Genomic DNA, 23,198 nt, shown 5'->3' with positions numbered 1-23,198 from the left:
TAGGTATTTTTTTAGATTACGACACTTTAGCATTGTTTAAATACAGTTAGGCACAAATAATGGAAAATTTTAACGGATTTAATGATTGTTATGCATTTTCTTTTTAGAAGAGCGATATTTAAGTAATTAAAAGATAGCGAAATTAAACTACGCATCTTTTGTAATCAATCTAATTAAATTATCCGATTTACGTTAAGGATCTTTATTAACGAAAAATGAGGGATACTACATTTTTAGTATCCCTCATCGTCTTGAAAGTATATTATTAGCGTCCTGGGAGGGATTCGAACCCCCGACCGATGGCTTAGAAGGCCATTGCTCTATCCAGCTGAGCTACCAGGACATTTTTTAACACAAGAATTATTATATCTAAATGGGGGAGTTTTAGCAATAGTTCTCTTATAAAAAATGTTTATATTTTTCACTATAGTAGTGCTTTTTATACTAGAATGTTAATTTATTGTAAAGATGCAAGGAATTTTTAACAATTGAATTGTAAACAATACACTAAGGAATTCCAAACTGTTGTGTAAACGTTTTCATTTCACAGTTTAGACCTTTAAATACCGACTTAAGAAAATATAAACAAATTGTGCTAAATCCGCTTTATAGTATAAGTAACAAAACGATAGATAAACAAACAACACAAGTTCATTCATCGTTTTAAATTAATTAACTCACGCATTATCACATTTTACTGAAGGAGTGTTTGTAATGGAAAAATTATTCGACGCAATTAGAAACACAGTCGATGCTGGAATCAACCAAGATTGGACAAAATTAGGAACTAGCATTGTTGACATCGTTGACAATGGTGTAAAAGTTATTTCTAAATTTATTGGTGCATAATTCAGATTATTAATATCGTTTTAATAATAAAGGAGAGATTATAATGCAAAAATTAGCAGAAGCAATCGCAAACACAGTAAAAGCAGGACAAGACCATGATTGGACAAAATTAGGTACAAGCATCGTTGATATCGTAGAAAACGGTGTAAGTGCATTAACTAAAGTATTCGGTGGTTAATTTTCGATAAATAAGAACTTAATTATAAATAAAATAAACTAAAGGAGAGACTATAATGACTAAATTAGCAGAAGCAATCGCAAACGCAGTAAAAGCAGGACAAGACCAAGATTGGGCAAAATTAGGTACAAGCATCGTAGGTATCGCTGAAAATGGAATCAGCTTATTAGGTAAAGTATTCGGATTCTAATTTAATCAACTTACTCATTTTTTAATAAACTACTAAAAGGAGAGATTATAATGCAAAAATTAGCAGAAGCAATCGCAAACACTGTAAAAGCAGGTCAAGATCACGATTGGGCAAAATTAGGTACAAGCATTGTTGGTATCGCTGAAAATGGTATTAACGCTATCACTAAAATCTTTGGTGGTTAATTATCACATTTAATGAAATTCTAAATCTAAAATATAAATAAAGGGAGAGATTTTAATGACTAAATTAGCAGAAGCAATCGCAAACACAGTAAAAGCAGGACAAGACCATGACTGGGCAAAATTAGGTACAAGCATCGTGGGTATCGCAGAAAACGGAATCGGTTTATTAGGTAAAGTATTCGGATTCTAATATATGATTAGATGGACCAGGGCAAGCGCTCTGGTCTTTTTTTATTTGCAGATTATTTGTTATTATTAAAAAGAATAAGAAGTTTGTTCATTAAAATTTGAAACGGGGATAAATTGTGACATATAAACATATCTTATTAGATTTCGATGATACAATAGTTGATTTTTACGATGCAGAGGAAAAGGCATTTTATAATATGGCAAAACATTACGGTCATTTTCCGACTAAACAAGATTTCCAACATTTTAGAAAGGTCAATCAAGCACACTGGGAAGCTTTTCAACAAAATGAATTGACGAAAGAACAAGTTTTATCTCATCGATTTATTAATTATTTCAATGATTATTACATAGAAGTAGATGGTAAAGAAGCGGATGAGATATTTAGAGATGAATTAGCTAAAGCGCCGCTTAAATTTTTCGATCAAACGATTGAAACTATTAACCAGCTGAAAGATAAACATTCATTATATATTGTTACGAATGGTGTGACAATCACGCAACAGCGTCGTATTGCTCAGACAAATTTTAATGATATATTTAATGGAATATTTATTTCAGAGCAGACTGGTTACCAGAAACCTATGCGAGAATTCTTTGATTACATCTTTAATGAGATTGGAAACATTAATAGAGAGGAAACAATTATAGTTGGAGATTCGTTGACCTCTGATGTTATGGGTGGCCTCAATGCTAATATTCAAACATGTTGGTTTAATTACCGTGAAAAAGAAAATAACTCTAATATACAACCTCATTACGAGATTAGTAATTTGTCAGAACTAATTAATATTGTTGAATAGAAAAAAGCCATTAAATGTATTTAGCATACATTTAATGGCTTTTTATATTATGTTAAGGTTTCCAAATTAATACATCGTGACCTTCAGGGTTTTTAGCTTCGACATCCTCAAAACCATGTTTTAAGAAATAGTCTTTTGAGTTTTTTCTAGCAATGGCTTTGATAGGTTTATTATTTTCTTTAGCAAAATCTATAAGCTTTTTAGCATAGCCACGACCTTGATATTTTTCAAGAACTTCTAATTTCCATAATAAAATGTAATCATCACAATCTGGGAAATAAGTTTCTTCAACTTCGCCTTTGTCGAGTAAAGCCATTCTTGCCGCTAATTTATCTCCTACAAAAATGCCATAAAAAGGTGAATCTGAACTTGCATCTATCATTTGACCTTTTAATTCTTCAACCATATAGAGATCTTTATTGCCGAACTCTCTAAAATCTTCAAAGAGCTCATCAGTTTTATAATTTATCTCTAGATGTTTTACCTCGCTCATATTTTCTCTCCCCTTTAATTTCTTTTCTCTATTATACCTTATTTTAATGTTAACTTTCATTTATTTAAAATTATAGAAAATTCCAGTTTTAAAATGAATATATAAATAAATTTAAGCCGTAAAATTGTCATAAATGAGTATAGTCTTTATACTATATGAGTAATAGTGATACTGAAGGAGTTAAAACATGAAGTGCAATGTAATAAAGTTAAATGAAGATGATCAGTTTATCTCTAAAATAAAAAATGGCGATTCTCAAATTGCGAGGTTTTATGAATATGATGCAAGTTTAAGCGATAGTTTCTCTAAAAGACTTAATACTCCAAATAATGGTAGAGAAGAGCAACTTTCTTCTGTTATAAAATCTTATATGAGTGATTTAGATTTGTCAGAATCACAAATTATGAATATTAAAGATTTAGCTGAGGGAGCTAAAGTAGTAATTGGAGGACAGCAAGCGGGATTGTTTGGAGGACCTCTCTACACTTTTCATAAAATTTTTTCAATTATTACTCTAAGTAATCAACTGACAAATCAATATAATGAAAAAATTATTCCCGTTTTTTGGATTGCTGGAGAAGACCATGATTTTGATGAAGTTAATCATACTTTTGTATTTAATCATAAGAAGGCAACGCTCGATAAGATTAAATATCATACGATGACTCCACCTGAAACTAGTGTTACTCGTTTTACTCCTGATAAAGAAGCTTTGTTGGAGTCGCTTAATCAATTTTTTAAAGAATTAACAGAGACTTCCCATAGCAATGAAGTGTATCAGTTATGTCGTAGCATCATCTTACGCTACGAAAATTGGACTGATATCTTCAAAGGACTTCTACATGAAATTTTCAAAGAATATGGGGTATTACTCCTAGATGCTCAATTCACAGAGTTAAGGAAAATGGAAAAGCCTATTTTCAAAGATATACTAGATAAAAGTGAAAAATTGGATCAAGCTTTTCGAGATACACAATCCAAAATTGAAGCACAAGGATTAAATCCAATGATTCAGACAGACACTAATACTCATTTATTTATTCATGATGAAAATATGAGACAGTTATTAAAATATAAAGATGGCAGATTTATTACTAGTAAATCGGAGAAGTCATATTCAAAAGAAGATTTATTTAACATTATTGAAAACGAGCCCGAGAGAATATCAAATAATGTTGTTACTCGTCCAGTTATGGAAGAGTGGTTATTTAATACTGTTGCATTTATTGGTGGACCAAGCGAAATAAAGTACTGGGCAGAATTAAAAGAAGTGTTTAATTTACTTAATGTTGAAATGCCCATTGTTTTACCTAGACTTAGAATAAGCTATATGTATGATAGAACTAAAAAATTATTGAAACAATATAATCTGAAAACTGAAACTATCATTTCATATGGAGTAGAACAAGATAGACAGAAATTTGTACGTGAAAAAGCCTCTCAAGAATTGATAGATGAAGTAGAGCAAATGAAAGTAAAACAGCAACAACTAACTGAAAGATTGAAATCTCAAGTTGCAGGAAATCATGATAATGAATTATTGATAGAGAAGAATAATGAAATTCACCAAGAACAATATCATTACTTGTTAAAACGCTACTTATTAAATGTAGAAAGAGAGAATGATATTAGTATGCGCCAATTTAGAGAAATTAATGAAGTGCTCCATCCAATGGGTGGATTACAAGAAAGAATTTGGAATCCATTACAAATAATGAATGATTTTGGGAAAAATGTGTTCCATCCCTCCACCTACCCACCACTTCATTACACTTTTGATCATATAATTATAAAACCTTGATATAAAGGCGTTTGAACCCGTTTTATCTTTTTGATAAAACGGGTTTTTTTGTGTTTGAGCAAATAAATTGAACTAATTTTGCTTAATTAGTGGAGGATAGTGGGGCGATGTGGTAAATTATAAATAAGGTGAGGTGATAAAAAATGTTCATGGGAGAATACGATCATCAATTAGATACAAAAGGACGTATGATAGTACCGTCCAAGTTTCGTTATGACTTAAATGAACGTTTTATTATCACTAGAGGCCTTGATAAATGCTTATTTGGTTACACACTTGAAGAATGGCAACAAATTGAAGAGAAGATGAAAACCTTACCTATGACTAAAAAAGACGCACGTAAATTTATGCGTATGTTCTTCTCTGGTGCTGTAGAAGTAGAATTAGATAAGCAAGGGCGTATTAACATACCTCAGAATTTGAGGAAATACGCTAATTTAACCAAAGAATGTACAGTAATAGGTGTGTCTAATCGTATTGAGATTTGGGACAGAGAAACTTGGAATGACTTCTATGAAGAATCAGAAGATAGTTTCGAAGATATTGCTGAAGATTTGATAGATTTTGATTTTTAAATGGAGGTATTCAAGTGTTTCATCACGTCAGCGTCATGTTAAACGAAACCATTGATTATTTAAATATTAAAGAAGATGGTGTGTATGTTGACTGTACGCTTGGTGGTGCAGGTCACGCCCTTTATTTACTTAATCAATTAAATGATGAAGGTAGACTTATTGCGATTGATCAAGATTTAACAGCCTTAGAAAATGCAAAAGTTGTTTTGAAAGAACACTTACATAAAGTCACTTTTGTTCATAACAACTTTCGAGAATTAACGAATATTTTAAAAGATTTAAACATTGAAAAAGTAGACGGCATCTATTACGACCTCGGTGTTTCGAGTCCGCAATTGGATGTCCCTGAAAGAGGATTTAGTTATCATCATGATGCGAAATTAGACATGCGGATGGATCAAACTCAATCATTATCTGCTTATGAGGTAGTGAATGAATGGTCTTATGAAGCATTGGTAAAGATTTTTTATCGTTACGGTGAAGAAAAGTTTTCAAAACAAATTGCAAGAAGAATAGAAGCTAATCGAGAACAACATCCAATAGAAACGACTTTACAACTCGTTGACATCATCAAAGAAGGTATACCTGCCAAGGCGAGACGTAAAGGGGGACATCCTGCTAAAAGAGTTTTTCAAGCAATTCGAATAGCTGTAAACGATGAATTATCCGCGTTTGAAGATTCAATTGAACAAGCAATTGAGAGTGTAAATGTTAATGGAAGGATTTCGGTCATCACGTTCCATTCTTTGGAGGACCGCTTATGTAAGCAGATTTTCCAAGAATATGAGAAAGGACCAGAAGTTCCGAGAGGGATACCAATTATTCCTGAAGGTTACTCGCCGAAATTAAAACGTGTAAATCGCAAACCGATAACTGCTACTGAAGAAGATTTAGACGAAAACAATCGTGCGCGTAGTGCAAAACTACGTGTTGCAGAAATTTTAAAATAAGGAGTAATTGAAATGGCTGTAGAAAAAATTTATCAACCTTATGATGAAGCAACTCAAACCAGTATTCCACAAAGACAACCGCAATCTCGTCCAGAAAAACAGACTGTTAAAAGAAAAGTAGTCGTCCAATTAACTAGATTTGAAAAAGTTTTATACATAACGCTTATTACAGTAATTGCCATGATTAGTATTTATATGCTATCTTTAAAAATGGATGCGTATGATACGCGGGGAAAAATTGCAGATTTAGATCAAAAAATAGAAAAACAATCTAGTGAAAACAGCGCATTAAAATCTGAAATCAAGAAAAATTCTTCATATGAACGCATTTACGATAAGGCTAAAAAACAAGGTATGAGCCTACAGAACGATAATGTAAAGGTAGTGCGTAGTAATGGCGAAGCGAAAAATTAAAATTAAAAAAAATAAAATAGGGGCAGTCCTTCTAGTTGGTTTATTCGGACTGCTCTTTTTTATATTGGTTTTAAGGTTCTCATATATTATGGTAACTGGTCATTCAAATGGTCAGAATCTTGTGATGAAGGCAAATGAAAAATACTTAGTAAAAAATTTTGAGCAACCAGAGCGTGGTAAAATTTATGATCGCAATGGGAAGGTTCTTGCAGAAGATGTTGAAAGGTATAAAGTTGTTGCAGTTGTCGATAAAAAGGCAAGTCAAAATAGTAAAAAGCCGCGTCACGTAGTAGATAAGAAGAAAACAGCTAAACAATTATCTAAAGTTATAGATATGAAAGCTTCTGATATTGAAAAACGACTCAATCAAAAGAAAGCTTTCCAAGTTGAGTTTGGTCAAAAAGGAACCAACTTAACTTATCAAGATAAAGAAAAAATTGAAAAAATGAATTTACCTGGGGTTTCATTATATCCTGAGACCGAACGTTTCTATCCTAATGGAAACTTTGCCTCTCATTTAATTGGTATGGCTCAAAAAGACCCTGACACAGGACAACTTAATGGTGCTTTAGGTGTTGAAAAAATCTTTAATAGCTACTTAAATGGAACGCAAGGTACGCTTAAATATATCCAAGATATTTGGGGTTATATTGCTCCTAATACTAAAAAAGAACAAACTCCTAAACGAGGAGACGATGTTCATTTAACGCTTGATTCTAATATTCAAGTCTTTGTTGAAGAAGCTTTAGATGGCATGGTAGAGAAATATGCGCCTAAAGATTTATTTGCAGTTGTAATGGACGCTAAAACAGGTGAAATACTCGCTTATAGTCAACGACCTACCTTTAACCCTGAAACAGGTAAGGATTTTGGTAAAAAATGGGCTAACGATTTATACCAAAATACGTATGAACCAGGTTCTACGTTTAAGTCTTATGGATTAGCTGCTGCTATCCAAGAAGGTAAATTTAAACCTAATGAAAAATATAAATCTGGACACAGAGACATTATGGGTTCTGAGATCTCAGATTGGAATAAAGAAGGTTGGGGCAATATACCTATGACTCTAGGCTTCACCTATTCATCTAACACATTAATGATGCATTTACAAGATTTAGTTGGTGCAGATAAGATGAAGTCATGGTATGAACGTTTTGGCTTTGGTAAGAAAACAGATGGAATGTTTGATGGAGAAGCATCAGGCCACGTAGCTTGGGCTAATGAGTTACAACAAAAAACATCTGCGTTTGGACAATCTACGACTGTTACACCTGTACAGATGATTCAAGCACAATCAGCATTTTTCAATAAAGGTAATATGTTAAAACCTTGGTTTGTAAATAGTATTGATAATCCTGTCACTAAGAAAAACTTCTATAGTGGTAAAAAAGAGTACGCAGGAAAACCAATTTCAAAAGATACTGCTGATAAAGTTGAAAAAGAGTTAGACAAAGTTGTTAATAGTAAACAAAGTCATGCGATGAATTATCGCGTTAAAGGTTACGACATCGAAGGTAAAACTGGTACCGCTCAAGTAGCAGATTCAAATGGTGGCGGATATGTTAAAGGTGAAAATCCTTACTTTGTAAGCTTTATAGGTGACGCGCCGAAGAAAAATCCTAAAGTCATCGTTTACGCGGGTATGAGTTTAGCTCAGAAAAATGATGAAGAAGCTTACGAGATGGGTGTAAGTAAAGCATTTAAACCTATTATGGAAAACACACTCAAGTATCTCAATGTAGGTAAATCAAGTGATTCTGCATCTAAAGCTGATTACAGTAAGGTACCTAACGTTGAAGGTCAAGAAACACAAAAAGCAGAAGATAGTATGAATGCTCAGTCGCTCAAACCAGTTACTATAGGTAGTGGTAAGCAAATTAAATCTCAATCTGTCAAAGCAGGGACTAAGATTTTACCTCATAGTAAAGTAATGTTACTTACAGATGGTGATATCACTATGCCGGATATGACAGGTTGGACAAAAGAAGATGTACTCGCATTTGAAGACTTAACACATATTAAAGTTTCCACTAAAGGTAATGGTTTTGTAACTAACCAAAGTATTACTAAAGGCCAAGCGTTGAAAAACAAAGATAAAGTAGAAGTGACACTATCTGCTGATAAAACTGATGATAGTGAAGATGATTCAAATGCAACAGAAGCTAGTAAAAATTCGAAAGATGAAAGTAAGTCTAAAGATAAAAACTCTAAACAAGATTCAAGCTCATCTTCTAAATCAGAATCAAAGGATAGTTCAAGTTCTGACTCTAAAAAAGACTCCAATAGCAATTCAAAAAATAATTCAAGTTCCAGCGATGACAGCTGATTGAACTAAGCAGACAACAGAGGTTGGGATGATCATTTTAGGGATTAACTAAGAGATGGTCCCAACCTCATTTGTTTATGTTTAAAGATTTATATGAAAATAAACCGAAAACTGATAAACTATTAAAGGTTATTTACAATTAAACGAATATATTAGAAAGTGAAGAAAAGGAGATTCATATGTTATTTATATATGCGATCATCGCACTACTCATAACATTTATATTAGTACCAGTGCTCATTCCTACGTTAAAAAGAATGAAATTTGGCCAAAGCATTAGAGAAGAAGGGCCTCAAAGCCACATGAAAAAAACGGGAACACCAACTATGGGTGGACTCACGTTTTTAATAAGTATTATTATTACATCTATTATTGCAATCATATTTGTCGATAAATCAAATCCTATTATTTTATTATTATTAGTCACTATTGGATTTGGACTAATTGGATTTATTGATGATTATATTATAGTAGTTAAGAAAAACAACCAAGGTTTAACGAGTAAACAAAAATTCTTAGCTCAAATTTTAATTGCAGTTATATTCTTTGTGCTAGGTGATGTTTTTCATTTAGTTAATTTCACTACAAATTTACATATTCCGTTTACTCATTTTGATTTACCACTCTCCTTCGCGTATGTAATATTCATAATCTTTTGGCAGGTTGGTTTCTCAAATGCGGTAAACTTAACTGATGGACTGGATGGCTTAGCTACAGGGTTATCTATCATTGGATTTGCTATATATGCAATAATGAGCTTTATATTAGATTCCCCAGCAATCGGTACGTTCTGTGTCATTATGGTGTTTGCATTAATAGGCTTTTTACCTTATAACCTAAACCCAGCAAAAGTATTTATGGGTGACACAGGTAGTCTTGCATTAGGAGGAATATTCGCTACAATCTCAATTATGTTAAATCAGGAATTGTCGCTTTTCTTTGTAGGATTAGTTTTCGTTATTGAAACATTATCAGTTATGATGCAAGTAGCGTCTTATAAATTAACTAAGAAACGTATATTTAAAATGAGTCCTATTCACCATCATTTTGAATTAAGTGGATGGGGAGAATGGAAAGTAGTAACTGTATTCTGGACAGTAGGTTTAATTTCAGGATTAATAGGCTTATGGATTGGAGTGCATTAGAGTGCTGAATTACACAGGATTAGAAAATAAAAATGTTCTAGTAGTTGGCTTAGCTAAAAGTGGTTATGAAGCAGCAAAATTATTAGCTAAATTGGGTGCAAACGTCAAAGTGAATGATGGAAAGGACCTTTCCCAAGACGCACATGCAAAAGATCTTGAATCAATGGGGATAGAGGTAATAAGTGGTGAACATCCTCTTTCGCTACTTGATAATAATCCTATTATCGTCAAAAATCCGGGTATCCCTTATACTGTTTCAATTATTGATGAGGCAGTTCGCAGAGGTTTAAAAATCTTAACCGAGGTCGAATTAAGTTACCTTATTTCTGAGGCACCTATTATAGGTGTGACTGGCACAAATGGTAAGACGACTGTGACATCTCTAATAGGGGATATGTTTAAAAAAAGTGTCTTAACAGGTCGTCTATCAGGAAACATAGGTTATGTTGCTTCTAAAGTAGCTCAAGAAGTTAAAGCTGATGAATATTTGATTACAGAACTTTCATCTTTCCAATTATTAGGTATTGATGAATACAAACCTCACATAGCAATCATTACAAACATATATTCAGCACATCTAGATTATCATGAGTCTTTAGAAAATTATCAAAATGCGAAAAAACAAATTTATAAAAATCAAACTGAAGATGATTATCTCATTTGTAACTATCATCAAAGACATTTAATTGAAACAGAGAATTTAAAATCAAAAACACTTTATTTTTCAACACAACAAGAAGTTAATGGAATATATATTAAAGACGGATTTATCGTATTTAATGGCGTTCGTATCATAAATGTTAAAGATTTAGTTTTACCAGGCGAACACAACTTAGAAAACATTTTGGCTGCAGTATTAGCTGCTATTTTGGCAGGCGTACCAGTTAAAGCCATCGTAGATAGTCTGACAACTTTCTCAGGAATTGATCATAGACTGCAATACATTGGTACTCACCGTACGAATAAATACTATAATGATTCCAAAGCAACTAATACTTTAGCTACACAATTCGCTTTAAATTCATTCACACAACCTATTATTTGGTTATGTGGCGGTTTAGATAGAGGTAACGACTTTGATGAACTTATACCGTATATGAATAATGTCCGTGTAATGATTGTTTTTGGAGAAACACAAGAAAAATTTGCTAAACTAGGTAATAGCCAAGGTAAATATGTAATTAAAGCAACGAACGTTGAAGATGCAGTTGATAAAATTCAAGACATTATCGAACCTAATGATGTGGTGTTACTTTCACCAGCTTGTGCAAGTTGGGATCAATATAAAACATTTGAAGAACGTGGTGAGAAATTTATCGAGAGATTCCGAGCACACTTGCCATCTTATTAAGGAGTGTGAATGCTCATGGATGAAAATAATAAAAACAAAAATGATAAAGTTTCGCGCATTGAAGATTTTACTACATCTAAGAAAGACAATAATGATAAAGATGATGTGAGTCTTTTTAGAAGAAATAAAGATTTTCGTAATAGAAAAAGAAAACGTTTCGGTGACAGAGTTAATAACGATGAATATTCGAATGAGGAAACACAAGAAAATGATGTTCCCGATAATGATTCTCCAGAGATGGAAAGTACTAATGAAGATAAAAAGATTCAATCCGAAAATGAACATGATAAAGATAGTCTAAACCACGGTGATGAAGCAATACAACATCATAAAGACTCTCAAACAGAGATTAATGAAGACAATACAAATGAAGACATCGAAGATATAGAAGAACAATCTCAATCAGATAGTAAAAGTGATGCTTCTGAATCTAGTAAAGATGAGAGTGGTAAGGCGAATAAAGACGTTCATGAAAGGAAAAGTTATAAAAAAGGTTTTATAAATAAGATGCCTTTTATTAATAATAATAGTGATCACAACTCAGAAAAAGATAAAAATGAACAACAGAAACCTTTAACATTAGAAGAAAAAAGAGCGTTACGCCGAAAAAGACAAAAAAGAATACAGTATATCATTATTACTGTATTAGTATTATTGATTGTTATATTCTTACTTTATATGTTCACCCCTTTAAGCAAGATTTCTAATGTGAATATTAAAGGTAATAATAATGTTAGTAAAAGTAAAATCAATAAAGAGTTAAATGTTACATCTCATTCAAGAATGTACACATTTAGTAAGAGGAAAGCAATTAAAAATTTGAAGAAGAATCCCTTGATCAAGGATGTTGAAATTCATAAACAATTGCCTAACACTATAAATGTAAAAGTAACTGAGTACCAAGTTGTTGGTTTAGAAAAAAGTAAAGACAGTTACGTTCCAATTATAGAAGATGGCAAAGAATTAAAAGATTACAGTGATGATGTTTCACATGACGGACCAATTATCGATGGTTTTAAAGGAAATAAAAAAACACGAATCATTCAAGATTTATCTGAAATGTCACCTGAAGTAAGAAGTTTAATTGCTGAAGTTAGTTATGCTCCAGAGAAGAACAAACAAAATAGAATTGAAATCTTCACTAAAGATGACATGCAAGTTGTCGGAGATATTACTACAATAGCCGATAAAATGAAGTATTACCCGCAGATGTCACAATCTTTAAGTAGAGATGATTCAGGTAATCTCAAGACTGATGGGTATATTGATTTATCAGTGGGTGCTTCATTCATACCTTATAGTGGAGCAACAGGTGCTGAGTCTGAATCCGACCAGAATGTAACAAAATCTACACAACAAGAAAGTGAAGCTAAAGAAGAACTTCAAAGTGTTTTAAATAAAATTAATAATCAATCAAAAGATAATAATTAAAAAATTTCGTTAATACTATGTGTTTATAGTTCACAAGCTATTCAACGTATTGTAAACTAAACATAGTGTATTTTAATAGTAATTTGTCAGGAGGTGCCTATCTATGGAGGAACATTACTATGTAAGTATAGATATAGGTTCATCAAGTGTAAAAACGATAGTAGGCGAAAAATTTCACAATGGAATAAATGTGATAGGTACAGGACAAACCTACACTAGCGGTATCAAGAATGGTCTTATTGATGATTTTGATATTGCGAGACAAGCAATCAAAGATACAATTAAGAAGGCTTCAATTGCCTCTGGTGTAGATATAAAAGAAGTATTCTTAAAGTTACCTATCATTGGTACCGAAGTATACGATGAATCAAATGAAATTGAATTTTATGAAGATACTGAAATTAATGGAACACACATTGAATCAGTTTTAGACGGAATTCGTGATAAGAATGATGTAACAGAAACAGAAGTGATTAATGTCTTTCCTATTCGATTCGTAGTTGATAAAGACAATGAAGTTTCTGACCCTAAAGAATTAATTGCTAGACATTCATTGAAAGTTGATGCAGGCGTTATAGCTATACAGAAATCTATTTTAATTAATATGATTAAATGTGTTGAAGCATGTGGCGTAGATGTATTAGATGTTTACTCTGATGCATACAATTATGGTTCAATTTTAACCGCTACAGAAAAAGAATTAGGCGCTTGTGTCATTGATATTGGCGAAGATTTAACTCAAATTGCTTTTTATGAGCGTGGCGAGTTAGTAGACGCTGATTCAATTGAAATGGCTGGTCGTGATATTACAGATGATATTGCGCAAGGCTTAAATACTACATATGATACTGCTGAGAAGATTAAGCATCAATATGGACATGCTTTCTATGATTCAGCTTCAGAGCAAGATGTATTCTCAGTAGATCAAATTGATAGTGAAGAACATGTTCAATATACTCAAAAAGATTTAAGCGATTTTATCGAACAACGTGTAGAGGATATATTCTTTGAAGTGTTTGATGTGTTACAAGAACTTGGACTTACTAAAGTGAATGGCGGATTTATTGTAACAGGTGGTTCTGCTAACTTACTTGGTGTAAAAGAATTACTACAAGACATGGTAAGTGAGAAAGTAAGAATTCATACTCCATCTCAAATGGGTATTAGAAAACCTGAGTTCTCTTCTGCTATTTCGACAATTTCTAGTAGTATCGCTTTTGACGAGTTATTAGATTATGTTACAATTAGTTATCAAGATAATGAAGGATTTGAAGAGGAAGTTATCGAATCTGAAGATAAAGATAACGAATCTAAATCGAGCGGTTTTGATTGGTTTAAACGTAAATCAAACAAAAAAGAGAATCATGAGGAAGAACCTGAATCACCTCGTGAGGAAACATATGAAGACCGCAGAGAACATCACGAAGATGATTATCATCAATCAGAAGGTAAGGACAAAGAAGAAGGTAAATTTAAAAAACTAATGAAATCTCTATTTGAATGATTATTGGCCATTAAGACTAGGAGGAAATTTAAATGTTAGAATTTGAACAAGGATTTAATCATTTAGCTACATTGAAAGTCATCGGTGTAGGTGGCGGCGGTAACAACGCTGTTAATCGTATGATTGACCACGGCATGAATAACGTTGAGTTTATCGCTATCAATACAGATGGACAAGCGCTTAACTTATCTAAAGCGGAATCAAAAATCCAAATTGGTGAAAAGTTAACGCGAGGTCTTGGTGCAGGTGCAAATCCTGAAATTGGTAAAAAAGCTGCTGAAGAATCTCGTGAACAAATCGAAGATGCTATCCAAGGTGCAGATATGGTATTCGTTACTGCTGGTATGGGTGGCGGTACTGGTACAGGAGCTGCTCCAGTAGTTGCTAAAATCGCTAAAGAAATGGGCGCTTTAACAGTAGGCGTTGTAACTCGCCCATTCGGTTTTGAGGGACGTAAACGTCAAACTCAAGCTGCCGCTGGCGTTGAAGCAATGAAAGCTGCAGTTGATACATTAATTGTTATTCCTAATGATCGTTTATTAGATATCGTAGACAAATCTACGCCTATGATGGAAGCATTCAAGGAAGCAGATAATGTGTTACGTCAAGGTGTACAAGGTATCTCAGATTTAATCGCTGTATCAGGTGAGGTAAACTTAGACTTTGCCGACGTTAAAACTATTATGTCTAACCAAGGTTCAGCATTAATGGGTATCGGTGTATCTTCTGGTGAAAATAGAGCAGTTGAAGCTGCTAAAAAAGCTATTTCATCACCATTATTAGAAACTTCAATTGTTGGTGCTCAAGGCGTACTTATGAACATTACTGGTGGAGAATCACTCTCACTATTTGAAGCTCAAGAAGCTGCTGATATTGTTCAAGATGCGGCTGATGAAGATGTAAACATGATCTTCGGTACAGTAATTAATCCTGAACTTCAAGACGAAATTGTTGTTACAGTGATTGCTACAGGTTTCGAAGATAAACCGTCATCTCAAGGTCGTAAAGCTACAAGTACTGGTTTCGGTTCAAGTGTTAATAGTAATTCTTCTAACCAAAGTCATGCTACTCCTAAAGAAGACTCATTTGCTACAAACACTTCAACTAGCTCTCAATCTTCAGAAGGCGTAAGCGAAAGAAGTCACTCTACAAAAGATGACGACATTCCTAGCTTTATTAGAAATAGAGAAGAAAGACGTTCTAGAAGAACAAGACGCTAATTATATATGATAATTTAGATAAAAAGCCATCAGAGTTTGTACTGATGGCTTTTTAAATTACAGTTTATGAATTACATAATATTACTTATTAATTTTCATGACACCAATATTAAGTATATATTTAAATTATTTATTCTTGTAACTTGTAGTTTAAATGGTAGAAAGTATGATATATAATAGTTTTATAATATACTTAATTGTCATGAATTATAATAATTACTTTTAAACATTCTCAAATGGTGGTGAAACATAATGACTGAAAAGTTTATAAAGAAAGAATATTATTTAGATTATGATGTAAAACCTACTTATAGTATTAAGCTTGGTTTCACAACTAGAGAGAATGGACTGAGTCATTATCCAAAACACGCTTTTAACATGGCTAGATACGTTGATGATAATCAAGCTAATATTACTCAACATCAGGAAATTCTTGCAAATGAAATAGGCTTCAATAGAAATAATTGGGTTTTCCCAATTCAGACACATGGAAATAAAGTCACAGAAATTACTAAAGAACATCGAGGTATGAACATTGAAGAATTAACTGATGACTTATATGGGTTAGATGGCATTTTTACTTATGATTCCAATATATTATTAACCATGTGTTATGCTGATTGTGTTCCTGTTTACTTTTATAGTGAGAAGCATGGTTATGTGGGCCTTGCCCATGCTGGATGGCGTGGTACTTATGGTGAGATCGTAAAAGAAATGGTTAGAAAAATTGACTTTGATTTAAATGATTTACAAGTGGTTATTGGACCAGCAACATCTAATTCCTATGAAATCAATGATGATATCAAAGGTAAATTTGAAACATTAACAATTGACTCATCTAAATATATTGACTCGCGTGCAGCAGACAAACATGGTATTGATTTAAAAAAAGCCAATGCTTTATTACTTGAAGAAGTAGGCGTCCCATCAGATAATATCTATATTACTGAGTATGCTACTTCTGAAAATTTAGACTTATTTTTCTCTTATAGAATTGAAAAAGGTCAGACTGGACGTATGTTAGCATTTATAGGACGCAAGTAAAGTGAGGAGGAACGTTAGTGAGTGTAAAACAAAATTTAAAACAAATTGAACAAGAAATAAGTGAACATTTAGAAAAAAGTTCTAATTCAGCACACCCTCACGTGATTGCAGTGACAAAGTATGTTACAATAGAGCGAGCTAAAGAAGCTTATGAAGCAGGTATTAGGCACTTTGGCGAAAATAGATTAGAAGGCTTCAAAGAGAAAAAAGCAGCATTACCTGATGATGTTGTATTTCACTTTATTGGTTCTTTGCAATCTAGAAAAGTTAAAGAAGTAATTAACGAAGTTGACTATTTTCACGCTTTAGATCGCCTGAGTTTAGCTAAGGAGATTAATAAGAGAGCAGACCATGTTGTATCTTGTTTTTTACAAGTTAATGTTTCTGGGGAAGAATCTAAACATGGTATAGCATTAGACGAAGTTAATGAATTTTTAAAAGAACTGAAAGCTTATGAAAACATCAAAGTAATTGGTTTAATGACAATGGCACCTCTAACTGATGATAGTGTGTACATAAAATCAATTTTCAATGATTTAAGACATAAAAAAGAAGAAATTCAACAATTCAATTTAGAACATGCACCTTGCACAGAATTATCTATGGGAATGAGTAATGACTATCAGATAGCAGTTGAAGAAGGTGCAACCTTTGTCAGAATTGGGACTAAACTTGTAGGAGAAGAGGAGTGAGCCCCTTGGCTTTAAAGGATTTATTTAATGGATTTTTTGTAGTAGAAGATGAAGAAGAAGTTGAAGCACCAGAAGAACGTGAAACATCTCAGACACGTGAGCGTGCACAAGAACGTGATGTTGAATCACGAAATGAAAACAATGTACCATCAACGCAATCACAAAACAATGTAAACAAACAAAATGCAATCAAATCTGTGCCTCAAAAGAGCACAACAAGAAAAGGTGCAACTTCTGAAGAAAGGAATTATCGTATGAATAATAATTCAAAGAGTAATTCTCGTAATGTTGTAACTATGAACCAATCATCTCAAAATTATGCGACACAAGAAAGCTCTAAAATGTGCTTATTTGAACCACGTGTGTTTTCTGATACACAAGATATTGCGGATGAATTGAAAAATAGACGTGCTACTTTAGTAAACTTACAACGCATTGATAAAGTTTCTGCTAAACGTATTATTGACTTCTTAAGTGGAACAGTATATGCGATTGGTGGAGATATTCAGCGTGTAGGAACTGATATATTCTTATGTACACCTGATAACGTAGAAGTTGCTGGAAGCATAACTGATCATATCGAAAACATGGAGCAACATTACGAATAAGGAGTCTAATTATGGATATCGGTCTACTTAGTACTATATTCCGATTTATATTATTTTTGGTTCAAATTTATTATATAGGAATGATTATTTATTTCTTCACGTCTTGGGTTCCAAGCATTAGAGAATCTAAAGTGGGGGAATTTCTTGGTAAAATTTATGAACCTTTTTTAGAACCATTTAGGAAAATCATTCCTCCCATTGGCATCATAGATATTTCTTCTATAGCAGCTATTATAGTATTAGTATTATTTCAAAGAGGTTTAGTTTCAATTTTTAACATCATACTTACACATTTATCATAAAAATGAACTAGTTTGAATTTTATATGAGTATTTTAAGCGAGGCAAAGTATTTATTAAACTTTGACCTCGTTTTTGTCATGTAAAATTGAAGTTACCTTAATTGAATGTTGTTAAAATAAAATGTTAGGAGTGTCTCACATCGATATATATCAACATTTTAGAAGAGAAGAGCAAGAATTGATAGATCAATTAATAGATAAGTGTAATCAAGCTGAAAATCACTATGCGCCTGTGCTCACTGCTTTTTTAGATCCGAGAGGCCAATACATCTTAGAAGTCATCGTGGGGAGTTATGAAATGTTAAAAGTCAACTTTTATGGGGGTCCCTACGCTGAGAGAAAACGTGCTATCATAGCTCCAACATATTATGAAGCACAAGTGGAAGATTTTGAACTGTCACTCTTACAAATCGATTATCCTGAGAAATTCGTTTCAATTCAACATCAACATGTGTTAGGCACCTTAATGTCTTTAGGTATTGAGAGAGAACAATTGGGAGATATTATAGTCGCGGATGATATACAGTTTGTTTTGACAGAGCGTTTGGAATCTTATATTATGTTTGAATTAAATAGGATTAAAGGTGCCACAGTTAAACTTAATTCTATTCCTATAAAAGATATGATACAATCAAAAGAGAATTGGAAAATTCACAGCACGACTGTTAGTGCAATGAGATTGGATGTTGTATTAAAAGATATGATCCATAAATCTCGTAATATAGCAAAGCAATTAATAGAAAAGAAAAGAGTCAAAGTGAATCATACTATAATTGATACACCTGACTTTCAATTAGAACAAAATGACTTACTTTCTATCCAAGGATTTGGCAGAGCTCAAATCACTCAAATTGGAGGAAGAACTAAAAAAGATAAACTACACATTACCTATCAGACATTATTTAAATAGTGATGAATTAAGGAGGATATATCATGCCTTTCACACCAAGTGAGATTAAAAATAAAGAGTTTAGTCGAGTGAAGAATGGTTTAGAACCCACTGAGGTTGCTAATTATTTAGATCAATTAAGCACTGAGATTGAACGACTTAAAGAAGATAAAAAGCAACTTGAAAAAGTAGTTGAAGATAGAGACACTAATATCAAATCTTATCAAGACGTGCATCAGTCTGTAAGTGATGCTTTAATTCAAGCTCAAAAAGTTGGAGAAGAAACAAAATTAGCTGCTAATAAAGATGCCGAAGCTACACTTGCTAAAGCTCAAGTTCAAGCTGATAAAATTGTAAATGATGCGATTGAAAAAGCACGTCGTTTATCCTTCCAAACTGAAGATATGAAACGTCAATCTAAAGTGTTTAGATCTCGTTTCCGTATGCTGGTAGAAGCTCAATTAGATTTACTTAAAAGTGAAGATTGGGATTACTTATTAAATTATGATTTAGATGCTGAACAAGTGACTTTAGAAGATATTCATCACTTAAATGATAATGATCTTACACCAGAAGAACGCGCTATGAAGGAAAGCCAATCTCAAGCAGAGAATAATAGTGGAACAACTTCTACTTCTGAATCTTCACGTACGTCTAATAATCAATCAGAGACTTCTACAACTCATAGTAATTTATAAGCATTCTATTGATAAATGATTAATAGATGGAGACGCAATTGAAGAATTTTAAATTTGTAAATGTATTTATGTTAAAAATACATTTTCTTAATGACAATTTATTGATATGATATAAAAAGACAGACGCGTAAGAAACACTAAACATATTCCAGCGAGTTAGGAATGGTGAGAGCCTAACATATCGTTTGTTTCTTATATCACTGGCTTTTATTTTAATATGTTTATGAGAGAACTCTAAGTTGAGTTAAATAGGGTGGTACCGCGGTTTAGCCGTCCCTTTTAATTGAACTTAGAGTTCTTTTTATCATTAGAAGGAGTGAACAGAATGAATTTCAAAGATACTTTATTAATGCCCAAAACTGACTTTCCTATGAGAGGCGGTTTACCTAATAAAGAGCCTCAAATTCAAGAAAAATGGGATGCAGAAGATCAATATAAAAAAGCATTAGAAAAAAATAAAGGTAATCAATCTTATATCTTGCATGATGGCCCACCATATGCAAATGGTAGTTTACATATGGGACATGCACTTAATAAAATTATTAAGGATTTTATCGTCCGTTATAAAACAATGCAAGGATTCTATGCACCATATGTTCCAGGCTGGGATACGCATGGTTTACCAATTGAACAGGCTTTAACTAAAAAAGGCGTAGACCGTAAAAAAATGTCAATTGCTGAATTTAGAGAAAAGTGTAAAGAATTTGCACTTAAGCAAGTAGATATTCAGAAGAAGGATTTCAAACGTCTAGGTGTTCGCGGTGACTTTGATAATCCTTATATTACACTTACCCCTGAATATGAAGCAGCACAAATTCGTTTATTTGGTGAAATGGCAGACAAAGGTTTAATTTATAAAGGTAAGAAACCAGTTTATTGGTCACCTTCAAGTGAATCTTCATTAGCTGAAGCGGAAATTGAATATCATGATAAACGTTCTGCCTCTATTTATGTAGCATTTAACGTTAAAGACGATAAAGGAGTTGTTGATTCAGATGCTAAGTTTATTATCTGGACTACAACACCTTGGACAATTCCTTCAAACGTAGCTATCACTGTTCATCCAGAACTTAAGTATGGCCAATACAATGTAGAAGGACAGAAATTTATTGTTGCTCAAGCCTTATCTGAGACTGTAGCTGATGCTTTAGGTTGGGATAAAGATACAATTCAACTTGAAAAAGAATTTACAGGTAAAGAGTTAGAATATGTTGAAGCGCAACATCCATTCTTAGATCGTACGTCACTAGTGATTAATGGAGATCACGTCACAACAGATGCAGGTACTGGATGTGTTCATACTGCTCCTGGACACGGGGAAGATGACTACATCGTTGGACAAAAATATGACTTACCTGTCATCAGTCCTCTAAATGACAAGGGTGTATTTACTGAAGAGGGCGGCCAATTTGAAGGTATGTTCTATGACAAAGCAAATAAAGCTGTCACTGACTTATTAACTGAAAAGGACGCACTTCTTAAATTAGACTTTATTACACATAGCTACCCACATGATTGGCGTACAAAAAAACCAGTTATCTTTAGAGCGACACCTCAATGGTTTGCTTCAATTAACAAAGTAAGACAAGATATCTTAGATGCGATTGAAGAGACTAACTTTAAAGTAGATTGGGGTAAAACACGTATCTACAATATGATTCGTGATCGTGGCGAATGGGTTATTTCTCGTCAACGTGTATGGGGTGTTCCATTACCAGTATTTTATGCTGAAAATGGTGACATCATCATGACGAAAGAAACAGTTAATCATATCGCTGATTTATTCGCAGAACATGGATCAAATGTGTGGTTTGAACGTGAAGCGAAAGATTTATTACCAGAAGGATTTACACATCCTGGAAGTCCTAATGGTGAATTTACTAAAGAAACAGACATCATGGATGTATGGTTCGATTCAGGTTCATCTCACCGTGGTGTATTAGAAACAAGACCAGAGTTAAGTTTCCCTGCAGATCTTTACTTTGAAGGAAGTGACCAGTATCGTGGTTGGTTTAACTCTTCAATAACTACTGCTGTAGCAACTCGTGGACAAGCACCTTATAAATTCCTACTTTCACACGGTTTCGTTATGGATGGTGAAGGTAAAAAAATGAGTAAATCGCTTGGTAACGTCATCGTTCCGGACCAAGTTGTTAAGCAAAAAGGTGCAGATATCGCACGTCTATGGGTAAGTAGTACTGATTATTTAGCAGACGTCCGTATTTCAGATGAAATTTTAAAACAAACTTCTGATGTTTATCGTAAAATAAGAAATACACTCAGATTCATGTTAGGTAATATTAATGATTATAACCCTGAGACAGATCGTATCCCTGAAAATGAATTACTCGACGTAGATCGTTATTTACTTAATCGTTTACGTGAATTCACAGCTAGTACTATCAACAACTATGAGAATTTTGATTACCTTAACATCTATCAAGAAGTTCAAAACTTTATCAATGTAGAATTAAGTAACTTCTATTTAGACTATGGTAAAGATATTCTTTACATTGAGGAGAAAGACTCTCATAAACGTCGCAGCATGCAAACAGTGCTTTATCAAATCTTAGTAGATATGACAAAATTATTAGCACCAATCCTAGTGCATACTGCAGAAGAAGTATGGTCACATACACCTCACGTTAAAGAGGAAAGTGTTCATTTAGCAGATATGCCAGAAGTTGTTGAAGTAGATAGAGAATTATTAGATAAATGGAATACTCTTATGGATCTACGCGACGACGTAAACCGTGCTTTAGAACAAGCTCGTAATGAAAAAGTCATTGGTAAATCATTAGAAGCTAAAGTGGTTATTGGCAATAATGAATCATTTAAAGCTGCTGAATTCTTACAAGAATTTAATGATTTACAACAATTATTCATCGTTTCTCAAGTTGAAGTTGTTGATTCAGTTGAAAATGGTGAAACATATAAATATGGTGATATTCGCATCGAACACGCAGAAGGCGAAAAGTGTGAAAGATGTTGGAACTATAGCGATGAATTAGGTTCTGTTGGAGAACTTGATCATCTATGTCCACGTTGCCAAGAAGTAGTGAAAACATTAGTTTAATTTCTAAATGATTGGTAACCATTAATCATAGACCTGAGGAGATTTTATTATAAAGAAGTCTTCTTAGGTCTTTTATACTTTAAGAAACAAATTGATTAGAAAAATTAAAGTAAGATTTATAAGACTTAAATGAGAAAATGTTGATATATTTAAAAATCTCTTTAAATTCACATCATAAATTAGAAATTTGAATTCTTAAATATATTTAGTCATAATGTTAAAATTATAGTAATGAAATCTTATATATAGACAACCATTCAGAGTACAAGTCATTGTTGAGAGGGTA

24 protein-coding genes and 1 tRNA gene are annotated in these 23,198 nt (G+C 32.9%); 23 read left to right on the top strand and 2 right to left on the bottom strand.

Annotation, left to right across the window (positions count from 1 at the left end; genetic code table 11):
* Positions 1–269: 269 nt before the first annotated feature.
* A tRNA-Arg gene (locus tag HMPREF2706_RS08445) sits at positions 270–343 on the bottom strand.
* A gap of 371 nt (positions 344–714) precedes the next feature.
* On the opposite strand from HMPREF2706_RS08445, the gene HMPREF2706_RS08440 reads away from it, so the two are divergent.
* The 6 genes from HMPREF2706_RS08440 to HMPREF2706_RS08415 all read left to right on the top strand — a co-directional run bounded on the left by HMPREF2706_RS08440 (position 715) and on the right by HMPREF2706_RS08415 (position 2,394).
* On the top strand, positions 715–849 hold the full coding sequence (locus tag HMPREF2706_RS08440) for a beta-class phenol-soluble modulin (RefSeq protein ID WP_002435197.1): 135 nt from the start codon (positions 715–717) through the stop codon (positions 847–849).
* A gap of 43 nt (positions 850–892) precedes the next feature.
* The gene (locus HMPREF2706_RS08435; protein ID WP_002435168.1) at positions 893–1,027 is read left to right on the top strand and encodes a beta-class phenol-soluble modulin; all 135 of its coding nucleotides are present in this window, start codon (positions 893–895) and stop codon (positions 1,025–1,027) included.
* Between the two features lie 55 nt (positions 1,028–1,082).
* On the top strand, positions 1,083–1,217 hold the full coding sequence (locus HMPREF2706_RS08430) for a beta-class phenol-soluble modulin (RefSeq protein ID WP_002435169.1): 135 nt from the start codon (positions 1,083–1,085) through the stop codon (positions 1,215–1,217).
* Positions 1,218–1,267: 50 nt separating this feature from the next.
* Positions 1,268–1,402, top strand: coding sequence for a beta-class phenol-soluble modulin (locus tag HMPREF2706_RS08425; RefSeq protein WP_002435067.1), 135 nt, complete (start codon positions 1,268–1,270; stop codon positions 1,400–1,402).
* Positions 1,403–1,457: 55 nt separating this feature from the next.
* Positions 1,458–1,592: a beta-class phenol-soluble modulin gene (locus tag HMPREF2706_RS08420; protein WP_002435157.1), complete on the top strand. Its 135-nt coding sequence runs from the start codon at positions 1,458–1,460 to the stop codon at positions 1,590–1,592.
* Positions 1,593–1,707: 115 nt separating this feature from the next.
* Complete coding sequence (locus tag HMPREF2706_RS08415; protein ID WP_030065273.1) at positions 1,708–2,394, top strand: YjjG family noncanonical pyrimidine nucleotidase; 687 nt, start codon at positions 1,708–1,710, stop codon at positions 2,392–2,394.
* Positions 2,395–2,446: 52 nt separating this feature from the next.
* Here HMPREF2706_RS08415 and HMPREF2706_RS08410 read toward each other — a convergent pair whose 3' ends face one another.
* Entirely contained in the window at positions 2,447–2,887 is a 441-nt protein-coding gene (locus tag HMPREF2706_RS08410) for an N-acetyltransferase (RefSeq protein WP_030065275.1), read from the bottom strand.
* Positions 2,888–3,074: 187 nt separating this feature from the next.
* Here HMPREF2706_RS08410 and bshC point away from each other — a divergent pair, with 187 nt between their 5' ends.
* The 17 genes from bshC (at position 3,075) to ileS (ending at position 22,912) form a co-directional block, all read left to right on the top strand.
* Entirely contained in the window at positions 3,075–4,688 is a 1,614-nt protein-coding gene (bshC, locus tag HMPREF2706_RS08405; protein ID WP_030065277.1) for a bacillithiol biosynthesis cysteine-adding enzyme BshC, read from the top strand.
* 143 nt (positions 4,689–4,831) lie between these two features.
* Positions 4,832–5,263, top strand: coding sequence for a division/cell wall cluster transcriptional repressor MraZ (gene mraZ / locus HMPREF2706_RS08400; RefSeq protein ID WP_002435248.1), 432 nt, complete (start codon positions 4,832–4,834; stop codon positions 5,261–5,263).
* A gap of 14 nt (positions 5,264–5,277) precedes the next feature.
* Positions 5,278–6,213 carry a 16S rRNA (cytosine(1402)-N(4))-methyltransferase RsmH gene (gene rsmH, locus HMPREF2706_RS08395; RefSeq protein WP_002435203.1) on the top strand — a complete coding sequence of 312 codons (936 nt, stop codon included), beginning with the start codon at positions 5,278–5,280 and terminating at the stop codon, positions 6,211–6,213.
* A 12-nt stretch (positions 6,214–6,225) separates the two neighbouring features.
* The gene (ftsL, locus tag HMPREF2706_RS08390; protein WP_023350435.1) at positions 6,226–6,627 is read left to right on the top strand and encodes a cell division protein FtsL; all 402 of its coding nucleotides are present in this window, start codon (positions 6,226–6,228) and stop codon (positions 6,625–6,627) included.
* Positions 6,608–8,953 carry a penicillin-binding protein gene (locus tag HMPREF2706_RS08385; RefSeq protein WP_064212242.1) on the top strand — a complete coding sequence of 782 codons (2,346 nt, stop codon included), beginning with the start codon at positions 6,608–6,610 and terminating at the stop codon, positions 8,951–8,953. Before ftsL ends, HMPREF2706_RS08385 begins: the two co-directional genes overlap by 20 nt.
* A gap of 179 nt (positions 8,954–9,132) precedes the next feature.
* Positions 9,133–10,098 carry a phospho-N-acetylmuramoyl-pentapeptide-transferase gene (gene mraY / locus HMPREF2706_RS08380; RefSeq protein ID WP_023350433.1) on the top strand — a complete coding sequence of 322 codons (966 nt, stop codon included), beginning with the start codon at positions 9,133–9,135 and terminating at the stop codon, positions 10,096–10,098.
* Between the two features lies 1 nt (position 10,099).
* Positions 10,100–11,449: a UDP-N-acetylmuramoyl-L-alanine--D-glutamate ligase gene (gene murD / locus HMPREF2706_RS08375; RefSeq protein WP_002435137.1), complete on the top strand. Its 1,350-nt coding sequence runs from the start codon at positions 10,100–10,102 to the stop codon at positions 11,447–11,449.
* Positions 11,450–11,464: 15 nt separating this feature from the next.
* On the top strand, positions 11,465–12,880 hold the full coding sequence (locus HMPREF2706_RS08370; RefSeq protein WP_070862318.1) for a cell division protein FtsQ/DivIB: 1,416 nt from the start codon (positions 11,465–11,467) through the stop codon (positions 12,878–12,880).
* A gap of 103 nt (positions 12,881–12,983) precedes the next feature.
* Positions 12,984–14,384 carry a cell division protein FtsA gene (gene ftsA, locus HMPREF2706_RS08365; protein WP_002435260.1) on the top strand — a complete coding sequence of 467 codons (1,401 nt, stop codon included), beginning with the start codon at positions 12,984–12,986 and terminating at the stop codon, positions 14,382–14,384.
* A gap of 32 nt (positions 14,385–14,416) precedes the next feature.
* Complete coding sequence (gene ftsZ / locus HMPREF2706_RS08360; protein WP_030065284.1) at positions 14,417–15,604, top strand: cell division protein FtsZ; 1,188 nt, start codon at positions 14,417–14,419, stop codon at positions 15,602–15,604.
* A gap of 252 nt (positions 15,605–15,856) precedes the next feature.
* Complete coding sequence (gene pgeF, locus HMPREF2706_RS08355; protein ID WP_049428499.1) at positions 15,857–16,648, top strand: peptidoglycan editing factor PgeF; 792 nt, start codon at positions 15,857–15,859, stop codon at positions 16,646–16,648.
* Between the two features lie 17 nt (positions 16,649–16,665).
* Positions 16,666–17,340, top strand: a complete 675-nt coding sequence (locus tag HMPREF2706_RS08350; protein ID WP_002435178.1) for a YggS family pyridoxal phosphate-dependent enzyme — start codon at positions 16,666–16,668, stop codon at positions 17,338–17,340.
* Complete coding sequence (locus HMPREF2706_RS08345) at positions 17,337–17,948, top strand: cell division protein SepF (RefSeq protein WP_030065288.1); 612 nt, start codon at positions 17,337–17,339, stop codon at positions 17,946–17,948. The genes HMPREF2706_RS08350 and HMPREF2706_RS08345 overlap by 4 nt, the downstream gene beginning before the upstream one ends.
* An 11-nt stretch (positions 17,949–17,959) precedes the next feature.
* Positions 17,960–18,250, top strand: coding sequence for a YggT family protein (locus HMPREF2706_RS08340; RefSeq protein WP_023350429.1), 291 nt, complete (start codon positions 17,960–17,962; stop codon positions 18,248–18,250).
* 120 nt (positions 18,251–18,370) lie between these two features.
* The gene (locus tag HMPREF2706_RS08335) at positions 18,371–19,159 is read left to right on the top strand and encodes a YlmH family RNA-binding protein (protein WP_049428505.1); all 789 of its coding nucleotides are present in this window, start codon (positions 18,371–18,373) and stop codon (positions 19,157–19,159) included.
* Between the two features lie 23 nt (positions 19,160–19,182).
* On the top strand, positions 19,183–19,836 hold the full coding sequence (locus HMPREF2706_RS08330; protein WP_030065292.1) for a DivIVA domain-containing protein: 654 nt from the start codon (positions 19,183–19,185) through the stop codon (positions 19,834–19,836).
* Positions 19,837–20,161: 325 nt separating this feature from the next.
* Entirely contained in the window at positions 20,162–22,912 is a 2,751-nt protein-coding gene (gene ileS / locus HMPREF2706_RS08325; protein ID WP_049428507.1) for an isoleucine--tRNA ligase, read from the top strand.
* Positions 22,913–23,198 lie beyond the last annotated feature (286 nt).

It is taken from the genome of Staphylococcus sp. HMSC067F07, from assembly GCF_001837405.1.
In the GTDB taxonomy this organism is placed as follows: domain Bacteria; phylum Bacillota; class Bacilli; order Staphylococcales; family Staphylococcaceae; genus Staphylococcus; species Staphylococcus capitis.
The sequence above is the reverse complement of the archived record's forward strand: the minus strand, read 5'-3'. Positions and strand labels throughout refer to the sequence as shown.

Bases quoted from the DNA above. Each gene is read 5' to 3' on its own strand.
- HMPREF2706_RS08440 (WP_002435197.1), top strand. From the start codon at position 715: ATGGAAAAATTATTCGACGCAATTAGAAACACAGTCGATGCTGGAATC.
- HMPREF2706_RS08435 (WP_002435168.1), top strand. From the start codon at position 893: ATGCAAAAATTAGCAGAAGCAATCGCAAACACAGTAAAAGCAGGACAA.
- HMPREF2706_RS08430 (WP_002435169.1), top strand. From the start codon at position 1,083: ATGACTAAATTAGCAGAAGCAATCGCAAACGCAGTAAAAGCAGGACAA.
- HMPREF2706_RS08425 (WP_002435067.1), top strand. From the start codon at position 1,268: ATGCAAAAATTAGCAGAAGCAATCGCAAACACTGTAAAAGCAGGTCAA.
- HMPREF2706_RS08420 (WP_002435157.1), top strand. From the start codon at position 1,458: ATGACTAAATTAGCAGAAGCAATCGCAAACACAGTAAAAGCAGGACAA.
- HMPREF2706_RS08410 (WP_030065275.1), bottom strand. From the start codon at position 2,887: ATGAGCGAGGTAAAACATCTAGAGATAAATTATAAAACTGATGAGCTC.
- bshC (WP_030065277.1), top strand. From the start codon at position 3,075: ATGAAGTGCAATGTAATAAAGTTAAATGAAGATGATCAGTTTATCTCT.
- mraZ (WP_002435248.1), top strand. From the start codon at position 4,832: ATGTTCATGGGAGAATACGATCATCAATTAGATACAAAAGGACGTATG.
- ftsL (WP_023350435.1), top strand. From the start codon at position 6,226: ATGGCTGTAGAAAAAATTTATCAACCTTATGATGAAGCAACTCAAACC.
- HMPREF2706_RS08385 (WP_064212242.1), top strand. From the start codon at position 6,608: ATGGCGAAGCGAAAAATTAAAATTAAAAAAAATAAAATAGGGGCAGTC.
- mraY (WP_023350433.1), top strand. From the start codon at position 9,133: ATGTTATTTATATATGCGATCATCGCACTACTCATAACATTTATATTA.
- HMPREF2706_RS08370 (WP_070862318.1), top strand. From the start codon at position 11,465: ATGGATGAAAATAATAAAAACAAAAATGATAAAGTTTCGCGCATTGAA.
- ftsA (WP_002435260.1), top strand. From the start codon at position 12,984: ATGGAGGAACATTACTATGTAAGTATAGATATAGGTTCATCAAGTGTA.
- ftsZ (WP_030065284.1), top strand. From the start codon at position 14,417: ATGTTAGAATTTGAACAAGGATTTAATCATTTAGCTACATTGAAAGTC.
- pgeF (WP_049428499.1), top strand. From the start codon at position 15,857: ATGACTGAAAAGTTTATAAAGAAAGAATATTATTTAGATTATGATGTA.
- HMPREF2706_RS08340 (WP_023350429.1), top strand. From the start codon at position 17,960: ATGGATATCGGTCTACTTAGTACTATATTCCGATTTATATTATTTTTG.
- HMPREF2706_RS08335 (WP_049428505.1), top strand. From the start codon at position 18,371: ATGTTAGGAGTGTCTCACATCGATATATATCAACATTTTAGAAGAGAA.
- HMPREF2706_RS08330 (WP_030065292.1), top strand. From the start codon at position 19,183: ATGCCTTTCACACCAAGTGAGATTAAAAATAAAGAGTTTAGTCGAGTG.
- ileS (WP_049428507.1), top strand. From the start codon at position 20,162: ATGAATTTCAAAGATACTTTATTAATGCCCAAAACTGACTTTCCTATG.